The following is a 2,757-nucleotide window of genomic DNA, read 5'->3' as shown; positions in this document are numbered from 1 at the left end:
GTTCAATGCGTTCTACGACGAGTTCGGCTTCCAGCCGATCGTCGTGTTTGACGGCGAAGGCCGGCTCGTGGGGACACTGCTGCGCCCGGCCCGCCGCCCCAATGGGGCCGAGAGCGCGGCCCACATCCGCCGGTTGATCCGGCAGATCGCCAGGCATTGGCCCGAGACAGAAATCCTGCTGCGAGCCGACAGCCACTACTGCACCCCGCAGGTTCTGGACCTGTGTGACAGGCTCGGGCTGCGCTATGTCTTCGGTCTGTCAAAGAACGGCCGTCTGGCGCAAAACATCTCGGCTCTGGAGGCATCGACAGCGGCGCGCTACGCCCGAACGCCGGGCCAGAAGCTGCGCCGGTTCAAAACCTTCTCCTACGCAGCCCGCTCGTGGTCGAAACCCCGCCGCGTCATCGCCCGCGTCGAGGTTGGCCCCATGGGTCGGGACACCCGCTACATCGTCACCAACCTCGAGGGCGGTCGCGGCAAGCATCTTTACGAGAAGCTCTATTCCGCCCGGGGCCAGGCCGAGAACCACATCAAGGCGTGGAAGGCCCACCTCGCAGCAGACCGGACGTCGTGCTCGGAAGCCAACGCCAGCCAGATGCGCCTGATGCTGCACGGCTGCGCCTACTGGGTCTGGTGGAAGCTTCGCGCGGCTTGCCCAAAACGTCCACCATGGCGCCGCGCCCAGTTCGACACGCTGCGGCTGCATCTCGTCAGACTGGCCGCCACCATCGTCGAAAAGAAGACCCGGATCATCGTGACCCTGCCGGCATCGTGTCCCCGAAAGGGACTTCTCCTCCTTCTCTTCGACGCCCTCGCCCCACCGAAAACAGCCTGACGCAAGCGCCCCGACAAACCCCGAAATATCAACCCGTATCGCCCAAGACCCAAGTCACCGGCCGGCATGCCAACCGGACGCAAACACCGGGTGCGCGCAAGAAAACCGAGACCGGGGAAACCATCCCACGGAGCACAAGTCCGCAGCTTCATGAATTATGCGGGCTAACACCGTGCTTCCGGCACACCTCGGCCATCGGCAGCCCAGCCTCCTGCTCCTTCAGCACTGATCCTGCCCCGAAAAAGTGGGCGGGGTTAGACCGCCATGCGCTCCATGTCGGCCAGTGATCTGTAGCCTATTGCGGCATGCAGGCGGCGTGGATTGTAGAAGCCCTCGATGTAGGCAAAGAGATCCCGGCGCGCTTCGTGTCGTGTGGCGTGGACGCGCTCGACTTTGAGCGTGTGGAAGAAGCTCTCCATCGGTGCGTTCTGCGCCTTCGAACGATCCCCCGGATCGTTCGATCCGCTGGCGCGGACCGGCTTGAACTCGAGGCAGTTTCCCTTCCGGCTCATCCATTGCCCGGCAGTCGTTTGCATGCAACCGACGAGAGGGGAGAGCGTTTTTTTGCGGCGGCAAGGGCTTGGCGATACTCGTCAGCTGCGTATTGGATGCCGCGATCCGAATGCTGGATCAGCCCGGGCGCCGGCCGCTGGCGTCTGATGGCCATGTCGAGTGCTTCGAGGGCGATCGACGCATGCAGGGTCTCGTGTATGCTCCAGCCCACGGTGAGCCAGCGGTCGCCATGCGTTCGAAACCGATGGCGAACGCGGGTGTGCATGTCGATCAGTGCCGCGAGGAGTGAGTCGGGACCGTGGCCCCGGTGGGGCCGCGTAAGCGCGAAGCGAACCGACCTTCATCGGTCCGGATGTAGGTCAGGTCAGCGAGCCATACCTGGTTCGGTGCGGTCGCCGTGAAGTTCCTTCGCAACCTGTTCGGGGGGCCCCTCGGGAAAACGGTCCAGTGGACCGTTTTCCCGAGGGGCGGATAGTCGTGCCGGCTGTCGGTCGTGCGCACCCGTCGCGGGATCGCCGCCAGCCCGCGCAGGCCGCATCAGCCGGGCGATACGGTGCCGCCCTATCTGCCGCCCGGCAGCCCGCAGCGCAGCGTGGATGCGCGGCGCGCCATAACATCCACCACTTTCGGTATGGGCCTGGCGGATCTCGTTCGGCAGGGCGCGGTTCCCGACACTGCGCCTGCTCTCTGGCCTGCTCCGCCAGGCGTCGTGTCCGCTGGCCGAGATCCCAGGCACGGCGCAGATGGTGCGCACGGGCCAGAGGTGACGATGCTCATCTTTGAGCCCGAAGCTCATCCATTGCCGGCAGGCGATTGCCATGCAATCGCCGAGAGGGGGTGGCCGCTCCGAAGATGAGCGCGGCTTTTTTCAAGATGTCGCGCTCCGTCCGGGCCTTTCGCAGCTCCCGCTTTAGCCGGGCATTCTCCGCCGCCAAGTCGGCCGGGGACGGGCTCTGCGCCTGCGTGAGGGGGCGCCGCGCAGAGACCGCCCCCGCCTTGCCGAATCCAACGATGCACCTGCGTCTCGTGAACGCCAAGTTTCGCCGCAACATCCACGACCGAAAGCCCGCTCGTCTCTACGCGCTCCGCAGCCTGCCGCTTGAACGCATCCGGAAAATACCGGCGCTTCTTATCCTCCATCGGACACTCCTTCCGTTGGCTCGAAAGCCTAGCCCGGATAATTCACGAGAAGGCGGCGGAGGTGGCGTAACCGTCTGAAACTATGTATTTTTTGGTTATCGACGCCAAAGATTCAGATTTCAGCAGGACGACCTCCGCCATGACCCAGTCTACGTGCTCCACGCCCCGCCTGTCACCCCTTAACGGTAAGCCGATCCTGCTCGGGTTTGACGGCGCCGACATGAGCTCCGACGCCGGCCTGACCCTGCTGCGCGAGATCGAGCGCAGGG

The 2,757-nt window shown here is 64.7% G+C and carries 1 protein-coding gene and 1 pseudogene; one reads left to right on the top strand and one right to left on the bottom strand.

From position 1 onward, the window contains the following. Positions 1 to 835 (top strand): IS1380 family transposase (locus JSE7799_RS09605; RefSeq protein ID WP_144431639.1); only part of this gene is annotated, 835 nt, incomplete at its 5' end. Between the two features lie 254 nt (positions 836 to 1,089). On the opposite strand, the pseudogene JSE7799_RS22275 reads toward JSE7799_RS09605, so the two are convergent. Beyond that, a pseudogene (locus JSE7799_RS22275) lies at positions 1,090 to 2,488 on the bottom strand (IS3 family transposase). Between the last annotated feature and the right edge of the window lie 269 nt (positions 2,489 to 2,757).

Origin of the sequence: Jannaschia seosinensis, from assembly GCF_001408515.1 — a bacterium.
Lineage (GTDB): Bacteria > Pseudomonadota > Alphaproteobacteria > Rhodobacterales > Rhodobacteraceae > Jannaschia > Jannaschia seosinensis.
This window is presented reverse-complemented; position numbering and strand designations above follow the sequence as displayed.